At 66.5% G+C, this 17,852-nt stretch carries 24 protein-coding genes and 1 pseudogene; 12 read left to right on the top strand and 13 right to left on the bottom strand.

From position 1 onward, the window contains the following. Positions 1-32: 32 nt before the first annotated feature. From G6N45_RS25185 to G6N45_RS25175, 3 genes are all read left to right on the top strand, one after another. Positions 33-386: a helix-turn-helix transcriptional regulator gene (locus G6N45_RS25185; protein WP_246228793.1), complete on the top strand. Its 354-nt coding sequence runs from the start codon at positions 33-35 to the stop codon at positions 384-386. A 374-nt stretch (positions 387-760) separates the two neighbouring features. Then, entirely contained in the window at positions 761-1,030 is a 270-nt protein-coding gene (locus G6N45_RS25180; protein WP_163726301.1) for a type IV toxin-antitoxin system AbiEi family antitoxin, read from the top strand. An 83-nt stretch (positions 1,031-1,113) separates the two neighbouring features. Continuing rightward, on the top strand, positions 1,114-1,410 hold the full coding sequence (locus G6N45_RS25175; protein WP_163726297.1) for a hypothetical protein: 297 nt from the start codon (positions 1,114-1,116) through the stop codon (positions 1,408-1,410). A gap of 57 nt (positions 1,411-1,467) precedes the next feature. Here G6N45_RS25175 and mbp1 read toward each other — a convergent pair whose 3' ends face one another. Continuing rightward, positions 1,468-1,704: a microaggregate-binding protein 1 gene (gene mbp1 / locus G6N45_RS25170; protein WP_057146827.1), complete on the bottom strand. Its 237-nt coding sequence runs from the start codon at positions 1,702-1,704 to the stop codon at positions 1,468-1,470. Positions 1,705-2,020: 316 nt separating this feature from the next. On the opposite strand from mbp1, the gene G6N45_RS25165 reads away from it, so the two are divergent. Both G6N45_RS25165 and G6N45_RS25160 read left to right on the top strand, forming a co-directional pair. Continuing rightward, positions 2,021-2,452 (top strand): ATP-binding protein, encoded by a 432-nt coding sequence (locus tag G6N45_RS25165; RefSeq protein ID WP_163726293.1) that lies wholly within the window; start codon positions 2,021-2,023, stop codon positions 2,450-2,452. 62 nt (positions 2,453-2,514) lie between these two features. Continuing rightward, the gene (locus G6N45_RS25160) at positions 2,515-3,240 is read left to right on the top strand and encodes an RNA polymerase sigma factor SigF (protein WP_275997706.1); all 726 of its coding nucleotides are present in this window, start codon (positions 2,515-2,517) and stop codon (positions 3,238-3,240) included. Here the strand turns inward: G6N45_RS25160 and G6N45_RS25155 are convergent. Beyond that, positions 3,211-3,648: an STAS domain-containing protein gene (locus tag G6N45_RS25155; RefSeq protein ID WP_163726288.1), complete on the bottom strand. Its 438-nt coding sequence runs from the start codon at positions 3,646-3,648 to the stop codon at positions 3,211-3,213. The two genes, G6N45_RS25160 and G6N45_RS25155, sit on opposite strands and share 30 nt — an antisense overlap. Before the next feature lie 256 nt (positions 3,649-3,904). Between G6N45_RS25155 and G6N45_RS25150 the strand changes: the two genes are divergently transcribed. Next, complete coding sequence (locus tag G6N45_RS25150) at positions 3,905-4,453, top strand: nucleotidyltransferase family protein (protein ID WP_163726285.1); 549 nt, start codon at positions 3,905-3,907, stop codon at positions 4,451-4,453. A 28-nt stretch (positions 4,454-4,481) separates the two neighbouring features. Here the strand turns inward: G6N45_RS25150 and G6N45_RS25145 are convergent, their stop codons facing one another. From G6N45_RS25145 to G6N45_RS25135, 3 genes are all read right to left on the bottom strand, one after another. Continuing rightward, the gene (locus G6N45_RS25145) at positions 4,482-4,796 is read right to left on the bottom strand and encodes a hypothetical protein (protein ID WP_163726283.1); all 315 of its coding nucleotides are present in this window, start codon (positions 4,794-4,796) and stop codon (positions 4,482-4,484) included. Positions 4,797-4,873: 77 nt separating this feature from the next. Further along, on the bottom strand, positions 4,874-6,673 hold the full coding sequence (locus tag G6N45_RS25140) for an acetyl/propionyl/methylcrotonyl-CoA carboxylase subunit alpha (protein WP_163726280.1): 1,800 nt from the start codon (positions 6,671-6,673) through the stop codon (positions 4,874-4,876). Between the two features lie 132 nt (positions 6,674-6,805). After that, positions 6,806-7,468 (bottom strand): TetR/AcrR family transcriptional regulator, encoded by a 663-nt coding sequence (locus G6N45_RS25135; RefSeq protein WP_246228792.1) that lies wholly within the window; start codon positions 7,466-7,468, stop codon positions 6,806-6,808. Between G6N45_RS25135 and G6N45_RS25130 the strand changes: the two genes are divergently transcribed. Beyond that, complete coding sequence (locus G6N45_RS25130) at positions 7,467-8,519, top strand: ERCC4 domain-containing protein (RefSeq protein WP_163726277.1); 1,053 nt, start codon at positions 7,467-7,469, stop codon at positions 8,517-8,519. The two genes, G6N45_RS25135 and G6N45_RS25130, sit on opposite strands and share 2 nt — an antisense overlap. Here G6N45_RS25130 and G6N45_RS25125 read toward each other — a convergent pair. The 3 genes from G6N45_RS25125 to G6N45_RS25115 are packed head-to-tail and all read right to left on the bottom strand — an operon-like array spanning position 8,473 to position 13,210. Then, complete coding sequence (locus G6N45_RS25125) at positions 8,473-10,284, bottom strand: SLC13 family permease (protein ID WP_163726274.1); 1,812 nt, start codon at positions 10,282-10,284, stop codon at positions 8,473-8,475. The genes G6N45_RS25130 and G6N45_RS25125 overlap by 47 nt on opposite strands. Beyond that, complete coding sequence (locus G6N45_RS25120; protein ID WP_246228791.1) at positions 10,281-11,846, bottom strand: YfcC family protein; 1,566 nt, start codon at positions 11,844-11,846, stop codon at positions 10,281-10,283. Before G6N45_RS25120 ends, G6N45_RS25125 begins: the two co-directional genes overlap by 4 nt. Next, positions 11,843-13,210 (bottom strand): M20/M25/M40 family metallo-hydrolase, encoded by a 1,368-nt coding sequence (locus G6N45_RS25115; RefSeq protein ID WP_163726271.1) that lies wholly within the window; start codon positions 13,208-13,210, stop codon positions 11,843-11,845. Before G6N45_RS25115 ends, G6N45_RS25120 begins: the two co-directional genes overlap by 4 nt. A 204-nt stretch (positions 13,211-13,414) precedes the next feature. Between G6N45_RS25115 and G6N45_RS25110 the strand changes: the two genes are divergently transcribed. Further along, positions 13,415-13,798 carry an SHOCT domain-containing protein gene (locus tag G6N45_RS25110; protein WP_163726267.1) on the top strand — a complete coding sequence of 128 codons (384 nt, stop codon included), beginning with the start codon at positions 13,415-13,417 and terminating at the stop codon, positions 13,796-13,798. A gap of 22 nt (positions 13,799-13,820) precedes the next feature. Here G6N45_RS25110 and G6N45_RS25105 read toward each other — a convergent pair whose 3' ends face one another. From G6N45_RS25105 to G6N45_RS25095, 3 genes are read right to left on the bottom strand one after another with little or no spacing between them, the layout of a single operon-like run. Then, positions 13,821-14,492: a hypothetical protein gene (locus tag G6N45_RS25105; protein WP_163726264.1), complete on the bottom strand. Its 672-nt coding sequence runs from the start codon at positions 14,490-14,492 to the stop codon at positions 13,821-13,823. A gap of 5 nt (positions 14,493-14,497) precedes the next feature. Then, positions 14,498-14,698, bottom strand: coding sequence for a hypothetical protein (locus tag G6N45_RS25100; protein ID WP_163726262.1), 201 nt, complete (start codon positions 14,696-14,698; stop codon positions 14,498-14,500). Then, the gene (locus G6N45_RS25095; RefSeq protein WP_163726259.1) at positions 14,695-14,871 is read right to left on the bottom strand and encodes a YidH family protein; all 177 of its coding nucleotides are present in this window, start codon (positions 14,869-14,871) and stop codon (positions 14,695-14,697) included. The genes G6N45_RS25100 and G6N45_RS25095 overlap by 4 nt, the downstream gene beginning before the upstream one ends. Before the next feature lie 145 nt (positions 14,872-15,016). On the opposite strand from G6N45_RS25095, the pseudogene G6N45_RS25090 reads away from it, so the two are divergent. From G6N45_RS25090 to G6N45_RS25080, 4 genes and pseudogenes are all read left to right on the top strand, one after another. Beyond that, positions 15,017-15,193, top strand: a pseudogene (locus G6N45_RS25090) (arylsulfatase); the annotation flags it as partial. 94 nt (positions 15,194-15,287) lie between these two features. Continuing rightward, complete coding sequence (locus G6N45_RS28160) at positions 15,288-15,614, top strand: ABC transporter permease subunit (protein WP_246228790.1); 327 nt, start codon at positions 15,288-15,290, stop codon at positions 15,612-15,614. Between the two features lie 312 nt (positions 15,615-15,926). Further along, entirely contained in the window at positions 15,927-16,091 is a 165-nt protein-coding gene (locus G6N45_RS28265; protein WP_275997693.1) for a hypothetical protein, read from the top strand. 30 nt (positions 16,092-16,121) lie between these two features. Next, the gene (locus tag G6N45_RS25080) at positions 16,122-16,754 is read left to right on the top strand and encodes an ABC transporter ATP-binding protein (RefSeq protein WP_275997692.1); all 633 of its coding nucleotides are present in this window, start codon (positions 16,122-16,124) and stop codon (positions 16,752-16,754) included. Between the two features lie 15 nt (positions 16,755-16,769). Here G6N45_RS25080 and G6N45_RS25075 read toward each other — a convergent pair whose 3' ends face one another. Both G6N45_RS25075 and G6N45_RS25070 read right to left on the bottom strand, forming a co-directional pair. Beyond that, positions 16,770-17,273 (bottom strand): hypothetical protein, encoded by a 504-nt coding sequence (locus G6N45_RS25075; protein WP_163726255.1) that lies wholly within the window; start codon positions 17,271-17,273, stop codon positions 16,770-16,772. Positions 17,274-17,333: 60 nt separating this feature from the next. Beyond that, positions 17,334-17,624, bottom strand: a complete 291-nt coding sequence (locus G6N45_RS25070; RefSeq protein WP_163726252.1) for a hypothetical protein — start codon at positions 17,622-17,624, stop codon at positions 17,334-17,336. Positions 17,625-17,852 lie beyond the last annotated feature (228 nt).

The raw sequence follows: 17,852 nt of genomic DNA, 5'->3' as shown, positions 1-17,852 counted from the left end.
ATGCACTACGCGAATCACATATGCTCTTCCGGATGCCCGCGACACGCAAGAGCACCGGAAAGGCGGCGCCGAAGAAGGCGCCCGCCCGCGCGGCCCTGAAAGCGGCAGGTTCGCCGACGCGCACGTGGACGTTCCTGACCAACCACGCGCATGTGCTGCTGTGCCTGGCGCAGGGGGAGTCGCTGACGGCCCGCGAGCTGAGCGTGCTGATCGGGATCACCGAGCGTTCGGTGCAGGCGATCCTCGCTGATCTGATCGCCGACGGGTACCTCGAGAAGTCGAAGGTCGGCCGGCGCAACAACTACACCGTCAACCCGGCGGGACGGCTGCGGCACCCGCTCGAGTCGGCGCACAGCGTCGGCGAGCTGATCGCCGCCCTGAGCTGACCCTTCTCTCGCCCCTCATCACGAGGTTGCCGTGACGGTTGTGCGCGACCGTGGTGGCAACTTCGCGTTGAGGCTCCGGGACCTCATCCACAACCGTTCGGCGCCCGCGCCGAGATATGTCGGTGCCGACACCCACGATCACCGCATGGACGAGATCTTCCGCGGTAGCGAGGCCCTCTCCGCCGGCCTGCTCACCCGCGGCGCGCTTCGCTACAACTTCCGCCGCATCTTCCCCGACATCTACATCGCGGCCGCCGCGCAACCGTCCCTCCGTGACCGCACCGTCGGAGCCTCTCTGTGGTCCCGCGGCAGCGGCGTGATCGCCGGCCACGCCGCCGCCGACGCTGCACGGCGCGCAGTGGATCGACGACCGCGTGGACATCGAGATGATCCGGCGCTGCCCGCGCCCGCCGCGCGGCATCGTCGTCCGCAACGAGACCATCAGCGACGACGAAATCACCGCCATCGACGGGATCCTGGTCACCACACCGGCACGTACCGCGTTCGATCTCGCCCGCCACCTCCCGCGCGGCTACGCAGTCGTCTGCCTCGACGCCCTTGCCCGGGTCACCGGCGTCGGGGTCCGCGACGTGTTCGCCGTGGCCGACCGCTATCCGGCCGCCCGCTGGGGCGCTACGCAATAGAGACTGCGGAACTGATGGACGGCGGCGCCGACACCCCTGCCGCGACGAACGTGCGTCTCCTGTTACGGAGAGAATGGGAAGACGTGCCGGACACCCAGATCAAATTGGGAACCGACGTCTATGTGGACGTCGGCTACCGCGGCCCGAAGGTCGCACTGGATGTCGTGGAGAAGGACTACACCGAGATCTTCAACAAGCGCCGGGGTGGGCTGGACCTACGAACCGAGTTCGCGCGGAAGGCCCGATACGTCACGCGGGCCGGATGGGTTTACATCCTCGTCTTCCGGCAGGTCAACAGGGGCGAGGTGCTGACCAAGACCCTGAACGCCTTCACGAAACGCGGCTACCGGCCCCGCCGCGGTGGCATTGCGCTGTACTGACCCGCAACGGCAATGGGCCCAACCGGCGATCCGGTTGGGCCCACGAAAGCTGCCGTATTACTGGTTGGCTTCCTGGCGCTTCTCGGCGGCCTTGGCCCCGGCGCGAGCCGACTCGGCCTCGGCTTCCTTCTGCGCAACGTCGCGCTGCGCGTCGGCCTTGTCCTGCTGGGCCTTGCCCTCGCGGACCATGTCGTCGCGGCCGGTGACGGTGCCGACGGTCTCCTTGGCCTTGCCCTTCACGTCCTCGACGACGCCCTTGATGCCTTCTTCGGGACCACTGTTCTTCTCGGTCATGGTTACCTTCCGCTATGTGGATCGGTGTTGAGATCCGGCTCGGGTGACCGGCTGCCGACAGGCTTCCCTGGCCCCCGGGCGACTAAACGGGTGACGCGCGTCTCATCGGACAGCACAGAAAGCGCGACATCGCAAGGTGATTGGTCAGCGAGTTTGCGTGTTTCGGGCCTGGGGTATGGAGTCCGGACCATGACAGATTCACTTCATCAACGGCGCGAGGATGACATTCTGCCGCCATTCACGCCGGGCCGGAGCTCCCATGGGTAGCGGCAACGCGCGCTGGGGTAGTCTCTCGGGGAAGTTTTCGGGAGGTCATATGGCGGAAGGTGCGAGCCACATCAACGGGAAGCGACAGAGCTCTCAGTCGGTCGAACTCCGGGTGGCCGCCACCCTGGAGAATCTCGCCGTGCTGCGCACCCTGGTGGCCGCCATCGGCACGTTCGAGGACCTCGACTTCGACGCGGTCGCTGATCTGCGGCTTGCCGTTGACGAAGCGTGTACCCGGCTCATCCGGTCTGCGGTGCCCGACTCGACACTGCTGCTCGTCGTCGATCCGCAGCCCGACGCCTTGGTCGTTCACGCATCGACCACCTGCGACAGCCCCGACATTCTCGCCCCGGGCAGCTTCAGCTGGCACGTGCTGAGCTCCCTGACCGACGAGGTCACCACGTTCTCCGACGGCCAGAAGCCCGAAGGTCAGATATTCGGTATCTCGATGACGACGAGGCGAGCGAGTTCATTGCAGTGACCCGGTCGTCCTCCCAGGGTTCGTCGTCACGACCGAGCTCTGAATATGCGGACGTGGCCGACATGTTCCGAGAGTTGGAGAAACTCGAAGAAGGGTCGGCGACGTTCCAGCGCCAGCGCGACCGCATCGTCGAACGCTGCCTTCCGCTGGCCGACCACATCGCCCGCCGATTCGACGGCCGCGGCGAACCCCGCGACGACCTCGTGCAGGTCGCGCGCGTCGGTCTGGTGAACGCCGTCATCCGCTTCGACGTCAACGCCGGCTCCGACTTCGTCTCGTTCGCGGTGCCGACCATCATGGGCGAGGTCCGTCGCCACTTCCGCGACAACAGCTGGTCGGTCAAGGTGCCCCGCCGGCTCAAGGAACTCCACCTGCGTCTCGGTGCTGCGACCGCCGACCTCTCCCAGCGGCTGGGTCGCGCGCCGACCGCCACCGAGCTCGCCGCCGAACTGGAGATGGACCGCGACGAGGTCATCGAGGGCCTGGTCGCGGGCAGCTCCTACAACACGCTGTCGATCGACAGCGGAGGCAGCGGCGGCAACGAGGACGCGCCCGCCATCGCGGACACGCTCGGCGACATGGACATGAGCCTCGACCAGATCGAGAACCGCGAGGCGCTGCGCCCGCTGCTGGAGGCTCTGCCCGAGCGGGAGCGCACCGTGCTGGTGCTGCGGTTCTTCGAGTCGATGACGCAGACGCAGATCGCCGAGCGGGTCGGCATCTCGCAGATGCACGTCTCCCGGCTGCTGGCGAAGTCGCTAACTCGTCTGCGGGATCAGCTTCAGTAGCCGCGGCGGGTCGCTGTGCACCGTGGTGAGCGCGTTGGCGATGTCGACGCAGATCGGCAGCGTGGAGTCGGGATCGCAGATGCGCAGCAGCCGGTCGACGGCCAGGCTCGGCACGAGTGCCCAGCGGATGTTCTCACCGGCGCACTGCACGTTGAGCGTGTGCAGCGAGGAGAAGCCGGCGGTGGCGAAGAAGGTCAACCCGGTGAGGTCGATGACCAGCCACTGGGTCTGCTCCGAATTGCGTAGCGCGTACTCGACGAACTGGTTCCCGTTGGCGGCGTCGAGCTCGCCGTGGGCGGAAACCACTGCGGTGGCCGGTTGTGGCCAGCGGGTCTGGAATTGCGCCGAATGGCAGACGCGGTTGTCGGACGTCAGAGTCGGGGGTGACCCGTCGGGGGCTTGAGGCATGTTGGCTCCATCAGTCGAAATATGCTTCGGTCTGTGGTCGCGCCAAGGGGGGCCCTAGATTTCTTAAAGCCTGCGCGGGGACAACTCGCCCGCGTGTCGATGACGTTTCCTCGAAAGGCTGTGCGTTCAACCCCTGCGGTGAACCTTACGCTCACGGTGTGATCTTGGACAATCACTTTCCGCGGTTGCTTCGCATTTCCTCAGGATTGCTTTGTCAAATTTGCCATATGACATGGGAGCGGGTGTGAATTGCTCTGTGACGCAACCTGTTTCAGCGGCCGGCGTGGTGCTCGCAGCGGGGGCTGGTACCCGGTACGGACTGCCGAAGGTGCTTGCTGAGGGCGGTGACTGGTTGGCGTCGGCGGTGGCGGCCTTGCGCGACGGCGGATGCAAAGACGTCGTGGTGGTGCTCGGCGCGGCGGTCGACGGCGTCGACGTGCCCGCGCCCGCTCGCAGGGTCGTCGCGAGCGATTGGGCCGACGGACTGAGTGCGTCGGTGCGCGCCGGTGTGCAGGCCCTCGGCGAGGACGTCGGGTACGCGGTCCTGACGACCGTCGACACCCCGGACGTCACCGCGGCGGCCGTGCGGCGGGTACTCGCCGCGGCCGGGGACACCGGCCTGGCGCGCGCGGGCTATGCCGGTCGGCCGGGACACCCCGTGGTGATCGCGCGCCGGCACTGGCCCGCACTGCTCGACGTGCTCGCTGGCGACGAGGGCGCCGGGCCGTTCCTGCGCGCCCGAGACGACGTCGCGATAGTCGACTGCGCGGATCTGAGCTCCGGTTCCGACATCGATCACCGGTGATGTCCACCGATCGGCCGAAGCCGCTCAGCTAGAGCATCGCCTCGGCGAAGCGCGCCACTGCGTCGGCCCCTGTCTGCGCGGCCTGCTCGTGGCCAGGGCGGGCGCGCACGGCGATGTCGCGGGTCGCCGGGTCGAGCGTCACCTCGGCCAGCAGCTCGCCCGTCGTCGGCTCACACACCGCCCAGGTAAACAGGGTCTCCGAATCCCAGTGCGCCCCGGCCTGACTCACGTGGTCTGGCCGGTGCTCGCCGAGGTCGGCCAGGGCGGGCCGGTCGTCGACGCGGTCGTCGGCACGCAGCGCCCGCAGATACCACGCGCCGGCGTTGATTTCGACGGGCTCCACGGGCTCACCGCGCCGAGTGCACGGTTTCTGACGGAAATCGGCGTGATTGCATCAGAAACCGTACGTTCGGCGTCAGCTCATTCGCTCTTGAGCTCGCAGAGCACGGTGCCCTGGGTGATGGCCGCTCCGGGCTCGACGGACAGGCCGGTGACGACGCCGTCCTTGTGCGCGGTCACCGGGTTCTCCATCTTCATCGCCTCGAGCACGGCGACCAGGTCACCCGCGGCCACGGTCTGGCCCTCTTCGACGGCGACCTTGACGACGGTGCCCTGCATGGGCGCGGTCACCGAGTCGCCCGACGCGGCCGCACCGCCACCGCCGCCACGCTTACGCGGCTTGGGCTTCTTGCGGATCGCGCCGTGCGGGGCGCCGCCGCCGTTGCCGAGCGCCAGATCGCCGGGCAGCGACACCTCGAGGCGACGGCCGCCGACCTCGACCACCACGGTCTGCCGGGGCAGCGTGTCCTCTTCGGAGATGGGGTCACCACCGGTGAACGGCTCGACGGTGTTGTTCCACTCCGTCTCGATCCACCGGGTGTGCACGTCGAACTTGGTGCCGTCGCCGATGAATGCGGGGTCGGAGACCACCGCGCGATGGAACGGGATGACGGTGGCGAGGCCCTCGATGTGGAATTCGGCGAGTGCCCGGCGCGAGCGCTCCAGCGCCTCGTCGCGGGTGGCGCCGGTGACGATCAGCTTGGACAGCATCGAGTCGAACTGGCCGCCGATCACCGAGCCGGCCTCCACACCGGAGTCCAGGCGCACGCCGGGGCCGGTGGGAATGTCGTAGCGGGTGACGGGGCCGGGGGCGGGCAGGAACCCGCGGCCGGCATCCTCACCGTTGATGCGGAACTCGATGGAGTGCCCGCGCGGCGTCGGGTCCTCGGTGATGTCGAGACTCTCGCCGTTGGCGATCTTGAACTGCTGACGCACCAGGTCCAGCCCGGAGGTCTCCTCGGTGACGGGGTGCTCCACCTGCAGGCGGGTGTTGACCTCGAGGAAGCTGATCAGGCCGTCCTGGCCGACCAGGTACTCCACGGTGCCGGCGCCGTAGTAGCCGGCCTCCTTGCAGATGCGCTTGGCCGACTCGTGGATCTCCTTGCGTTGCGCGTCGGTGAGAAAAGGTGCCGGGGCCTCTTCGACGAGCTTCTGGAAGCGGCGCTGCAGCGAACAGTCGCGGGTGCCTGCGACGACGACGTTGCCGTGCATGTCGGCGATGACCTGGGCCTCGACGTGGCGCGGCTTGTCGAGGTAGCGCTCGACGAAGCACTCGCCGCGGCCGAACGCCGCGATGGCCTCACGGGTGGCGGACTCGAACAGCTCGGGGATCTCTTCGAGGGTGCGGGCCACCTTCATGCCGCGGCCGCCGCCGCCGAACGCCGCCTTGATCGCGACGGGCACGCCGTATTCCTTGGCGAACTCGACGACCTCGTCAGCGTCCTTGACGGGGTCGGGGGTGCCGGGCACCAGCGGCGCCTGGGCGCGCGCGGCGATGTGGCGGGCGGTGACCTTGTCACCGAGGTCGCGGATGGACTGCGGGCTGGGCCCGATCCAGATCAGCCCGGCGTCGAGGACGGCCTGGGCGAAGTCGGCGTTCTCGGAGAGGAAGCCGTACCCGGGGTGCACGGCGTTGGCGCCGGACTTCGCAGCGGCGTCGAGCAGCTTCTCGAACACGAGGTAGGACTCCGCCGAGGTCTGCCCGCCGAGCGCGAACGCCTCGTCGGCGAGGCGGACGTGGGGCGCGTCGGCGTCGGGCTCGGCGTACACCGCCACACTCTCGAGTCCGGCGTCCTTTGCTGCTCGGATCACCCGGACGGCGATTTCTCCGCGGTTGGCAACGAGCACCTTGGAGATCTTTGAGCTGGCGTGAGTGGCCACTGCGCCTCCTGATGGCATGTCATTTCTAAGAGCGTCTTAAAGAATGTATCCCGAGGGAGTTTAGGCGGCCCAATCTGAGTCTCGGCGAGCCGGTCCCTTACCCGCGAGTAACCCTGAAATCCCCGCGCACGGTCACGAGCTGACCTTCGCCTCCAGAATCTCCAGGGCGCGCGTGAGCGAATCTTCCGGCAGGGGATTCCCGTCGGAGACGGCCATGAGCACCCCGATGATCGTCCCTGCGAGGACCTGGCGCTCAGGGAGCGACACTGAGGTACCAAGGCGGGAAGTGAGGGCCTTCGTCATCAGCCTGATCAGCAGGGTGTACTCCGCGTACAGCAGGCCCCTGCCTTCGGGGACTGAGTAGAGCAGGTGCTGGGCCACGATGGTGTCGTGGCGCTCCTCATCGCTCAGGCCGTCGAAGTACGCTGCGACCGCGTACCGATAGGCGGCAACGGGAGACAACCCGGCGGGCGCGTGCCGGAAAGCGACCATGATCGGTTCGGCCTGGTCGCAGATGAGCACGGCCTCTTTGGTGACGAAGTAGCGGTAGAAGGTGCGTGGGGAGACGTCGGCTGACGCCGCGATCTGCTCGATTGTGGTGTCGGCGAATCCGTGCTCCTCGAACAGGCGGATCGCCGCCCGGCGGATGGCCAGCCGGGTCGCGATCTTCTTACGCTGGCGCAGGCCCGCCACAGGCTTGACGGACGACACATCGAACAGTGTGATCGCCAGACTTCTATGTGTCTGGCAGATAATCGTCATGTAAGGGATTCGGCGGACGAACTGAGCAGCCATGGCAGAGGTGTTGATCGCGCGCAACCCGGATGACGGTTCGCGGCTTCCCTTTTTGCTGCGAGTGCCACAACCCGACGGCGACCTCGTCTTTCGAACTTCGGGAATGTGGCCGAGAGTCAAGGCGCTGTATTGCCATCCCGTTCCCATCGATCACTGGCCTGGCGAGGCGGAGATCCTCGAACGTCTCCCGCTGCGGTCGTGCCGCCGTCGCGGCGCGGCCATCGACGTCATCGTGGATCGGGGGCGCGAGAACCGCTCTCAACTGGTGTTCACCACTGCCCGCGGCCGCGACGTGGTCTTCTGGCAGTCAGCACGAACCCGTAAGCAGGCGCGTCCCGACGTGCGGACACCGACCGCCCGCGCCCAGGGCATTCCGGAATTGCAGATTCTGGTCGACGCTCACGAGCGGTACGCCTATCAGTTCACATCCCAGCAAGTCAGCACGCTGCGAACGGCACTCCCGTGCGGTGACTATGGGCTCGAGATCAACGCGGTGCTCGTCGCGAGTGTGGAACGGAAATCCCTTGCCGACCTCGTCTCCAGCCTCACCAGCGGCAAACTGCGCTACCAGATTGCCGAGCTTGCCGCCCTGCCCCGAGCGGCGGTCGTCATCGAGGAGCGTTACTCGCAGTTGTTCACCCTGAATCGCATCCGGCCGGCGACCGTCGCCGACGGGTTGGCTGAGTTGCAGGTCCGCTGGCCCAACGTGCCGATTGTGTTCTGTGAGACCCGGTCACTCGCCGAGGAATGGACCTACCGGTTCCTGGCAGCAGCGCAGGTGTGGACGCAAACCGAAGAAGCGATGCTGCAGCGGCTTTCATCGTTGCGGATCGGTGCAGCCGGTGAGGACCAGGTGGATCCACCGCGCACCCCGAGCACTGCTCAGGTGCGCGAGTGGGCCCGCGCTGCGGGCCTGCCCGTGCCCGACCGCGGCCGACTTCGCCCGGACGTGTGGGACGCCTGGCGCGCCGCAAACGCCGCGAAAGGCGAGACCGCTCCGGAGGCTACGCGAAAGACCACACCGCAGGGACCAATCCGACTGCGACAGTGAGAAAAAGAGCGACCATGACGAGCCCAAGCCTCCAGTAGTCGCCGAAGCGGTAGCCGCCGGGCGTCATCACCATCATGTTGGCCGGGGTGGCAACCGGGGTGAGGAAGGATGCCGCTGACGCGACGCAGACGCACATCAAGACCGGCCGAGCCGAGACGTCGAGTTGCGCCGCAGCGGAAACGGCGATCGGGATCATGACGAGGGCGGTTGCCGTGTTGCTGATGAGTTGGCCGAACATCACCGTGACCGTGAACAGTGCGAGAAGCAGTGCATGTGGACCGTAGTCACGCACGCCGTCGACGATCACATCGGCGACCAACTCGCCTGCTCCGGACGTGCGAATCGCGACCGACAGCGGGATCATCCCGGCGATGAGAAGAACTGTGCTCCAATGGATGTGCCGGTATGCCTGCGTGACCGTCAGCACCCTTGACAGGATCATCATGCCCGCCGCCAGCAGTGTGGCCACCACCGCGGGCACTGCATTGGTGGCGAGGAGGACGATCATCACCATCAGGATGGCGATCGCACGGCCGGAACCGCGGCCGAGGGGTACGGCTTGCCGACGGAGCAGATCGGGTCGGTCGACCACGAGCAGTCCGTCATCGGTGACGATCGCATCGAGGCTCTCCCACGGCCCTTCCATGAGCACAGAATCGCCGGCCTGCAGATCGGTTGCCGAGTCGCCCTGTCTTCGTCCACGGCGATGGACCGCCAAGATGACGAGCGCCCCGCCTGCCACCACGTGGCCCGGTCGCACCGTTTCGCCGACGAAACGGGAGCGCGGCGGTATGACGACTTCGGCGACGCCGGTGGTGCGTCCCACCAGCACGTCGGCGACCTTCGTTGCGTCCAGAAGCGCTTCGACGATGAGTCCGTGGTCCACGGCGAACCGTTGAGCTTCCGCGCGGTCGCCGACGACGGTCAGCCGGTCGCCTGCGCGAACCTGACCATGCGACGCCGGTCGCGAGGTGGCGCCGTCGAGCACCGTGGCGACTTCGATACTCGGGTAACCCTGCAGATCCCAGTCGGCGCGCGGCGCATCCACGAGAGTCGAGTCGCTCGGAACCCGGAGGTGCGTGACCTGGTCCAAGCCGTAGTGTGCGGCCAGCGTCGCCGCGTGGGAGCTCAGGTCAGCCGGCAGGGAGGAGCTTCCGCGGTCCGGTATCAGTCGCCCGCCGAAGGCGGCGATGAGCAACACGGTCCCGGCCACGAGTGGCAGACCGACGATGGCGAATTCGGCGAACCCGAAGCCCCCGACCCCTGCGTCGGACGCGCTCTCGGAGACCACCACGTTGACGGGGCTGCCGGTGAGGAGCAGAAGCGACCCCGCGCTGCCGGCGAAAGCGAGGGGCATCAGCAGCCGAGAGGGCGAAAGACCCTGCCGCAACGCGACCACGACCACCATGGGCAAGAGGGCCGCCACTGCACCGTTGAGGTTGATGAAGGCCGTCAGGGCCGCGGCGAGCACCATGATGAACACGAGGAGGGTTCGGCTGTTGTTGCCGGCCCTGCTGATCAGCGCCTGACCTATCCACGTGGTCACCCCCGTCGACTCCAGGCCCTCGCTGACCACGAACAGGGATGCGATGAGAACAACTGTGGGGTCGCCGAATCCGGACAGCGCCTGCGGCAGATCGATCACGCCGGTGAAGTAGAGCACCAAAGCCGAACCGATGGCCACCAACTCGACGGGCAGCTTGTTCCAGATGAACAGAGCGACGACGCCGGCGAGGACGAGCAGACTGACCGCCGACTGACTCACTCGAGCAAAGCCGCGGCCGCGATGACGACACAGATGATCGCGAGATTGATCACCATCAGCGGCCAGATGAATCTCAGGTACCGGTCGTAGCCGACCTTGGCCATGGCCAGTCCGCCGACGACGACGACATTGGTGGGCGCCACCAGGAGCATGAGGCCGTGGCCGAGCTGCCAGGCCGTGATCACCAGGGCTCGGCTCACTCCCGCGAAATCGCCCAGGGGTGCGAGCAGAGGCATGGCGAGCGTGGCATGACCGGAGGACGACGGGATGAGAAAGGCCAGAGGAACATTGACCGCAAACGCGAGGAGCGCGAAAGTGACGCTCGACGCCCCGCTGATGAGTTGTTCCATCGCGTTCAAGACAGTGTCGAGGGTCTCGGTGTTGGTCAGGATCACGGAGACGCCGCGCGCCAGCATGATGACGATTGCGGGTCCGACCATGTCGCCGGCACCGCGGACGATCAGTGAAACAGTCTTCTTCTCGCCCATGCGCGCGACGATTCCGACGAGCACGGCGGCCAGAACGAACAACATCGCCAATTGCGGGAACCACCAGTTCAATTCGAACCAGTACGGCTGCGCGACGGTCTGATGCGCGATGTCGTAGTCGGCGGGGCCCTCCACGGCGCCGAAGATGCTCGACCACGGGATGACCGAGAAGATCATCAGCCCGAACGTCAGCCCGGTCACCAGGAGCACCCACTTCTGGGTCGTGGTGAGCGTGCTGGGCGTGTCCTCCGATTCGGTGTCATCTGTGTCCTCGATGCGGTCGAAACCGACCAGCGACGCGCTCGGATCACGCTGGACGCGACGGGCGTAGCGCAGAACGAAGAGCACGGCGACAGCGGTGAGCACGACCCACAGCAGGAGGCGCAGCACGATGCCGTCGCCGATGGACACTCCGGCCTCACCCGAGCCGACACCGATCGAGAAGGGGTTGACGGTCGAGGCCATCGATCCCGTCAACGCGCCGACGATGATCGTCGACGCAGTCACCAGTCGGTCATAACCCAGCGCTGCCATCAGCGGGACCAGGAGCCCGTAGAACCCGAACGTCTCGACCGAAAAGCCCATGGTCGAACCCAAAAGAGAGAACAGCACCATGACGGCGGCGATCAGCAACCAGCCCTTGTCGCTGAGCCGCGCGGCGAGCTGGTTGACCGCGGTTTCCAGACTCTTGGTCGCGAAACTCACGGAGATGAAGGCGCCCAGCGCCATGATGAACAGGACCACGCCGACGGACCCGAACAGCGCGCCGGCGTTGTCCGGATCGACGAAACCGCTCGCGACGTCCTGAATGCCGTACAGCCCGTTGACCGGAGCCAGGATCAACTGCTCGACCCGCTCGCCGAACGTCAGCGGCGACGCGATGGTGGAGAAACTTCCAGGAATCGGCGAGCCGTCCGCGTCCACCTCGAAGCGACCGGACGGAATGAACAGTGCGGCCGCCCAGACGAGCACCATCACGATGGCCAACATCGTCACTGCGCCCGGGAATTCGAACTTTCTTCTGCGCGTCTGCTGGTGCGTCGTCGTCGCCGGCGGCGGTGCTGTGTCGGTCACCCGTCTCCTTTGAATCGTTGCGCGAATTCGCTGAAGAAGACCACCTTGGCGATCACCGCCTTCTCCAACTCGTCGAGCAGGACGCGCTCGTTGGGCCCATGGATGTTGGCGTAGCCGTCTGTTGCCCCGAACAGCAGCTTCTCCGCCTGCGGCACGGCTTCGTGAAGCGCCATCACGATCGGAATGGAACCGCCGCCGGCCATCATGCCCGGTGGCGACCCCCACGCCTGCTCGAGTGCTGCTGTCGCGGCGTCGAACGCCGGTCCGCCGATCGGAGCCGAGAAGCCGTTGCCTACCTCTCCGGCACTGACGTCGAGGCGTACGCCGAAGGGACGCTGCGCCTCCAGATGTGTGATGAGCGCTGCCTGCGCTGTGGCGGCGTCTTGTTCGGGGTGAATCCGAAGATTCAGCGCTGCCCGTGCGGATCCCGCCACCGCATTGACAGAGGCGTCGACCGTGGGTGCATCGAAGCCGGTGACGGTGATCGCAGGGCCCGACCAGATGCGTTCACCGATTGCGCCGGAGCCCTGCAACGGTGTCCCATCGAGGATTTCGGCGAGTTCGCGGAATTCGGCGTCGGTGTAGGAGACGCCGGTCCATGGTTCGCGACGCAGGCCGTCCACGGCGACGTCTCCGTTGTCGTCGTGCAAGGTGGCCAGGGCGCGAATCAGTGCCAGCCGCGCGTCTGGCGCGGCGCCACCGTAAAGTCCGCTGTGCTTGTCCGCCGCGAGCGTGGTCGCACTCACGATCACCGAAGCCGAGCCCCTCAGGGCGACGGTCAACGTAGGTGCTCCCGGCCGCACGCTTCCGACGTCGGCGATGACCATGGCGTCCGAACGGAACAGCTCGGGCGCCTCCGGCGGATAGACGTCGAAGGGGCTGCCGAATTCCTCCTGACCTTCCAGGATCACCTTCACGGTGACCGGCGGCGTTCCCCGGTAGTACCGCAGAGCGCCGATGATGCTGACGATGTTGGCCTTCGAGTCCGCGGTACCGCGGCCGTACAGGGCTCCATCGCGAAGGGTCGGCTCGAATGGAGGTGTGGTCCACAGGTTTTCATCATCGGCCGGAACCACGTCGTAGTGCGAATAGAGCAACACCGTGGGTGCGTCGGCGGGACCGGGCACCGTCGCGACGATCACCGGCGCCGTCTTGCCTTCGATGTGGAGGTCGTCGACGTGCTCGACACCGGCCTGGCGGAGCAACTCCACCACGGCGTCGTGAGCCTCGAACAGCGGTTCCGGCGGAAAACCTGCGGTGGCGATGGAGGGGATGCGGACCAGACTCGTGAGGGCGTCGATCAACGACGGCATGAGGTCGGACACGCGGTGGGCGACCTGCTCCTGGTGTGGAGTCGAAGTCATGGGCCGTCCGTTCTGAAGGCTGATGTCGCGGCGTGGCGCGCGAACGTCAGACTACGACGAAACCGAGCGAAATTCGTGTCTTCTTCGCGAGGTCGAGAATATGACACTTGAGTGGACAGTCGCCTCGGAGGGCACGAAGAACCGGCGACCTCCGATGATTCGACCTACTCTCCTGATCAAGATCAAGTCGGTGAAGGAAGAGACATGTGGAGTTCGTTCTGGCAGTTCCTCTGGTCGACGATCGTGATCTTCGCCTTCGTCGCCTATTTGGTGATTCTCTTCAACATCCTGATCGACCTCTTCTGGCGTGACCATCTGACGGCGGGGTGGAAGAAGGCGTTGTGGGTCGTCTTCCTCATCGTCTTGCCGTATCTCACGTCGCTCGTGTATTTGATCGTGCGCGGCGACGGGATGGCGTTGCGGGCACGCGAAGCTGCTGCGTCAGCCAAGAGGGAGACCGACGATTACATCCGTGAGGCCGCCGGCAGATCCCCCGCGCAGGAGATTGCCGACGCCAAGGCGTTGCTCGACTCGGGCAGTATCACCGACGACGAGTTCGCGTCCTTGAAGGCGAAGGCGTTGCGCTGACGGGTATAGCGGAGCGTTGAGTTCACGGTGAGACGGTTCGACGACGAGGTGAACGACCTCGTGTCGGAAGAAGGAGAACACTGACGAGGCACACCCAGACCGGGAACACCAGCGTCACCCACAGGCTCAGGCTGACGACTGCCAACAGCGTTGCTGCCACCCCATAGGTGACGACAGCGGTCCAGCGCGGCATCAGTCGCGTGCGAAACCAGATGGTGGCCAACGAGATCATGAACACCGCGGCCATCCGCACGCCCCACACGTTACTGACTTGCAGCATCAGAGACCGGCCGAAATAGATCAGCCCGTTTGTGGTGACTCCAGGCTCCTCTGCGGTCATCAGGATCGCTCCGGCAATCGCCATCGACACCGCCGTCATCGCCAGGAACAGAAGTCCACTGCCGAGGAAAACGGATGAGAAGAAGCGATCCTCCAACTCGCCCAACGAATCTCGCATCACACCGATGAACCACAGGAACGCGGTGCCGGCGACGGGAGCTAGTGTCAACGCGATCCCGATCCGGGCGCGGCCGGTGCTGACCCATTCGATCTGAGCGAAGGGATCGTCTGGGATCGCGCTGCGCAGCAGCACCAGGCTGGCGGCGAACAGCACCGCGAAGATCACCCCGGCCAGGGCGGCTGATCGGGGGGTGGACAGCCGACGCAGTTGCTGATGGCGCTGCGGGTGTTCCATAGCCGCTACAGTCTCAGCGTGACGCTGCGAAGTGCGAGCGCACCGAGACCGGCGATCAGCGTCGCGAGCACGCCGGCCAGCGAAAGCGGCATCGGGCCGAAGTCCGCGCGCAAGGCACGCACGGCCTGACGGTGCTGCAATCCGGCCAGCACCAACGCCAGGAGTCCTATCACGATCATCGTCACTCCCACGATCTGTGGGCTCACGAGCGGTTGCCTAGCTGCTCCGATGACGCCAGGTAGCGGAAGACCTGATAAATGGTGAATCCGAACGCAATCAGGGAGGTTGCGGTGCGTACCCAAGCCATCAGCGTGCGTTCCTCCGCAAGATGAGTCCGCTTGGCGGCGAGTCGAGTGTTCGCGTCCAGTGGCTCGGTCATTCTGGCCTCGTCTCCCTGAATGTGACGGCGTGAGGAATTGTCCGCCGACGCGCCCGCCGAAAGATAGTATCCGGCTGCCAGCGTCCGTCCTGAAGGCGGCGCTGACCGCGCCGGCGCCTAGGAGCCTTCGGCGCCGAGAGGCTTCATCGTGAGCGACAAGCCGAACATTCTGAACATCTGCGGCGACGACATCGGGCAGAGCAACCTCAGCTGCTACACCAACGGTCTGATGGGGTATCGCACAATGAACATCGACCGGATCGCCAACGTGGGCGTGCGCTTCACCGACTACTACGGGGAGCAAAGTTGTACTGGTTCCCGACTCTGCTGGCAACAGCCGGGGACACCGCAATCGACGAAAGGCTCAGGGTGGGAACAGAACTCAATGGCGTCCGGAGGCCAATCCCCTCCCACCGGTGCTGTTTCCGGCCAACCCCCGGTTCGCCAACTACACCGAGGCGTGGGCGCAGGCGCCGTTCCGGCACTTCTTTCTCAACAGCCTGACGGTGACGGCGGTCATCGGCGCGCTGATGCTGCCGAACCTGGCGACGGCGTTCGGGATCTTCTTTCTGCGCCAGTTCTTCCAGACCGTGCCGGTGGAACTCGAGGAGGCCGCCCGCGTCGACGGCACCTCGCGCCTGGGCGTGCTGTTCAAGATCGTGCTGTCGCTGTCGCTGCCGGCGATGTCGACGCTGGCCGCGTTGACGGTGCTGAAGTCGTGGACGACTTCCTGTGGCCGCTGACCGTCATCACCTCCCAGGATCAGATGTGATTCCGTTGGGGCTGAGCTACTTTCAGCGCCCCACCATGTGCAGTGGCCGCTGCTGATGGCGGCCAACGTGATGAGCCTGCTGCCGATGCTGCTGGTGTTCGTCGTCGCGCAGCGGTATTTCGTGCAGTCCGTTGCCAGTACCGGGATCAAGGGGTAGGGCGTTGGCAGAAGTCGAATTCCGCGCTGCGGCTGCTGGCCGGGCTGTACAAGCCGACGTCGGGGGAGATCCGCATCGGCGGGCAGGTGGTCAACACGCTGGTGGCCAGGGCAGCGCGACATCGCGATGGTGTTCCAGAGCTACGCGCTGTATCCGCACATGACGGTGTACCGCAACCTCGCGTACGGGCTGAAACAGCGCAAGACGCCGCGCGCGGAGATCGAGCGCCGCGTGCGGGAGACGGCCGAGCTGCTGCAGATCGGGGAGCTACTGGATCGCAAGCCCGGTTAGCTCTCCGGCGGGCAGCGCCAGCGCGTCGCGATGGGCCGGGCGCTGGTGCGCGAGCCACAGGCCTTCCTGCTCGATGAGCCGCTGTCGAATCTGGATGCCAAGTTGCGCAACCAGGTTCGCGGCGACTTGAAGCGGTTGCACCGCGAGGTGCCGGTCACGTCGGTGTACGTCACCCACGATCAGGTGGAGGCGATGACGCTGGGGGATCGGCTGTGCGTGATGGCAGGCGGTGAGGTGCAGCAGATCGGCAGCACCGACGACGTCTACCATCGGCCGGCCAACCCGTTCGTCGCGGCGTTCATGGGCAGCCCGCCGATGAACCTGCTGCCGGGCGTCGTGGGTACGGGCGCATTGCATCTCGGCGGGGCGGAGCTGAGCGCCGTGCCGTGCCCGGACGGACCGATCACGGTCGGGGTGCGGCCGGAGCATCTGCAGCTGGGCGGCGCGCAGGCCGACGGCGCGGTCCCGGCCCGGGTGGATTTCGTGGAACCGCTGGGCAGCCACGTGCTGGTGACGGCGTTGGTGGACCCACCGGATCCGACACGGGTGATCGTGCAGGCGCCGCCCGGTACGGCGCTGGAGGCCGGCACGCCGGTCGGGCTGCTGGTGCCGCCGGAGCGGACGTATCTGTTCGACGCCGAGACCGGAGACGCGGTGCGCTGAAGCGCTGGCCGCGGGTCAGGACCGACGGTCGCGCTTGACTTGTCGTCGCGCGCCCGCCGCCTTCGTACCCGCCTCGCGTTTCTTGCGCCCGGGGTTGTCGCGTGTGTCGTCAGTGCGGGGCGCTCTGCTCGCCCTGACTTTGCCGCGCTCACGCGGTGTCGGGCTGCTCGGTGCCGGCGTCTGTTGAGCGCGGGCGAGGCGTTCGGCTTTGAGTTCGACGGCACTGCGGCGTGCGACCTGGGCGAGTTGTCTGCTCACCCGGCTCAGCGCGTCTTCGAACACTTCGGCGCGAATGGCGTTGCGGTCGTTGGCTTCTTTGGCCGCTGCCCGCGATCCCTTGGTGCCCACCTTCACCGCTCCGGCACGCCGATACTTGCCGACGTGCTTGTTGCGGGCGCGGCGCACGCGAGCGTGTAGCTCCAGCAGGTCGTCCTCGTCCAGGTCGGCCATCTGCCGCGGTTCGGTCGCGCGGATGACCTGGAAGTCGGCTTCACTCAGGGACTGGAGCAGCTTCTGCATGGCGGGAGCGTACGCGCAGGACCGCCCGGTCGGGCAGCGTTCCGGGCAACGGTAAGACGTCTACCAGCCGCCGATGCCGGGGCCGACGCGCACACCCTTGTACGCCCCGGCCGTGGTGCCCGGCGTCGCGACCGGGGACTGGCGGACCTCGCCGCCGGCGGGGGCGAGGATGTAACCGTCGCGCACCTCACCCTGCGTGGCATCGCGGCGCACCTCGCCCGCGCCGGGGCTCGTCACCCAAGGGCTGGGCTTCATGTCGTCGGCTTTGGCCAGTGCGCTGCCGAAGCTCAGGGCGCCCGCAGTCATGGCTGCGGCCAGTGCGACGAGCGTCAGCGCCGATCGCTTGGTCATCGACATGGTCAACGTGCCCCCCTTGATAGGTGTGTGTGCAGAGTGCGTCGTCCCCCGAGCGCCGAACGTTACCGGAGTGACTGCTGTTCTGTACGGGCTATCCCCGGTCAACGCTGAACGCGAGCAGCGCGTCGTCGTCGGGACACCTGGTCGGTACCAGTGCGGCCAGGGCGGCCGGCGAGGCAGAATTGGTCGCGAAGAGGCGTCGGGGGCTCGACCAAGTGAGGA

Origin of the sequence: Mycolicibacterium psychrotolerans (genome assembly GCF_010729305.1) — a bacterium.
GTDB classification, from domain to species: Bacteria; Actinomycetota; Actinomycetes; order Mycobacteriales; family Mycobacteriaceae; genus Mycobacterium; species Mycobacterium psychrotolerans.
Note: the sequence above shows the minus strand (reverse complement) of the source record. Positions and strands in the feature narration are given on the sequence as shown.

What these genes read in the sequence shown, in the direction of transcription:
- G6N45_RS25185 (WP_246228793.1), top strand. Translation starts at nt 33, where the DNA reads ATGCCCGCGACACGCAAGAGCACCGGAAAGGCGGCGCCGAAGAAGGCG.
- mbp1 (WP_057146827.1), bottom strand. Translation starts at nt 1,704, where the DNA reads ATGACCGAGAAGAACAGTGGTCCCGAAGAAGGCATCAAGGGCGTCGTC.
- G6N45_RS25165 (WP_163726293.1), top strand. Translation starts at nt 2,021, where the DNA reads ATGGCGGAAGGTGCGAGCCACATCAACGGGAAGCGACAGAGCTCTCAG.
- G6N45_RS25160 (WP_275997706.1), top strand. Translation starts at nt 2,515, where the DNA reads ATGTTCCGAGAGTTGGAGAAACTCGAAGAAGGGTCGGCGACGTTCCAG.
- G6N45_RS25155 (WP_163726288.1), bottom strand. Translation starts at nt 3,648, where the DNA reads ATGCCTCAAGCCCCCGACGGGTCACCCCCGACTCTGACGTCCGACAAC.
- G6N45_RS25130 (WP_163726277.1), top strand. Translation starts at nt 7,467, where the DNA reads ATGGCAGAGGTGTTGATCGCGCGCAACCCGGATGACGGTTCGCGGCTT.
- G6N45_RS25135 (WP_246228792.1), bottom strand. Translation starts at nt 7,468, where the DNA reads ATGGCTGCTCAGTTCGTCCGCCGAATCCCTTACATGACGATTATCTGC.
- G6N45_RS25115 (WP_163726271.1), bottom strand. Translation starts at nt 13,210, where the DNA reads ATGACTTCGACTCCACACCAGGAGCAGGTCGCCCACCGCGTGTCCGAC.
- G6N45_RS25110 (WP_163726267.1), top strand. Translation starts at nt 13,415, where the DNA reads ATGTGGAGTTCGTTCTGGCAGTTCCTCTGGTCGACGATCGTGATCTTC.
- G6N45_RS25105 (WP_163726264.1), bottom strand. Translation starts at nt 14,492, where the DNA reads ATGGAACACCCGCAGCGCCATCAGCAACTGCGTCGGCTGTCCACCCCC.
- G6N45_RS25095 (WP_163726259.1), bottom strand. Translation starts at nt 14,871, where the DNA reads ATGACCGAGCCACTGGACGCGAACACTCGACTCGCCGCCAAGCGGACT.
- G6N45_RS28265 (WP_275997693.1), top strand. Translation starts at nt 15,927, where the DNA reads ATGGTGTTCCAGAGCTACGCGCTGTATCCGCACATGACGGTGTACCGC.
- G6N45_RS25080 (WP_275997692.1), top strand. Translation starts at nt 16,122, where the DNA reads ATGGGCCGGGCGCTGGTGCGCGAGCCACAGGCCTTCCTGCTCGATGAG.
- G6N45_RS25075 (WP_163726255.1), bottom strand. Translation starts at nt 17,273, where the DNA reads ATGCAGAAGCTGCTCCAGTCCCTGAGTGAAGCCGACTTCCAGGTCATC.
- G6N45_RS25070 (WP_163726252.1), bottom strand. Translation starts at nt 17,624, where the DNA reads ATGACCAAGCGATCGGCGCTGACGCTCGTCGCACTGGCCGCAGCCATG.